1 pseudogene is annotated in these 636 nt (G+C 26.9%); it reads right to left on the bottom strand.

Annotation, left to right across the window (positions count from 1 at the left end):
• Window positions 1-119: 119 nt before the first annotated feature.
• Window positions 120-636: pseudogene (locus tag RI68_RS04020) on the bottom strand (type IVB secretion system protein DotG/IcmE); the annotation flags it as partial.

Raw genomic sequence — 636 nt, 5'->3', positions numbered from 1 at the left:
TTATACATTAAAATACGTTGTTTTGCGTTCAATTTTTGTTGTTGAAGTGTTGATTTAACAAACCAACTTATAAAAATTTTAATTTATCTTTTTTTAATTTAATTCTTTTTATTTAAATCTTAAAATGTAAATCCAGCATCTTCTAATTCTCTAGCTCCAAATCCAGCCAATCTTAAATCTTGATATGTAAATCCAGCATCTTTTAATTCTCTAGCTGTAAATCTATCAGCTTTTAAATTTCCAGCTGTATACCCAGCATCTTTAAAATCTTTAGCTGTATAACCAATTTTTTGTTTTAAATCATAAGGAGGTCCCCACTCTAAAATATTTAATTGTCTATTTGTATAACCGGCATCTTTTAATTCTTGGAATGAATAACCTAAATCTTTTAATTCTTTAATTATATATCCGGCATCTTTAAAATCTTTAGCTGTATATCCAGCATCTTTTAATTGTTTAGCTGTAAATCCAGCAGCTTTTAATTCTTTAGCTGTATATCCAGCATCTCTGAATTCCTTAGATGTATATGCAAGATATTTTAACTGTTTAACTGTATATCCAGCATCTTTTAATTCTTTAAGTGTAAAACCAAGCTTTATTTTTAAATCATGAGAATCAGCCCCTAATTTTTTAAAA

The sequence above is a fragment of the Vaccinium witches'-broom phytoplasma str. VAC genome (assembly GCF_000309405.1).
Lineage (GTDB): Bacteria > Bacillota_I > Bacilli_A > Acholeplasmatales > Acholeplasmataceae > Phytoplasma.
Note: the sequence above shows the minus strand (reverse complement) of the source record. Positions and strands in the feature narration are given on the sequence as shown.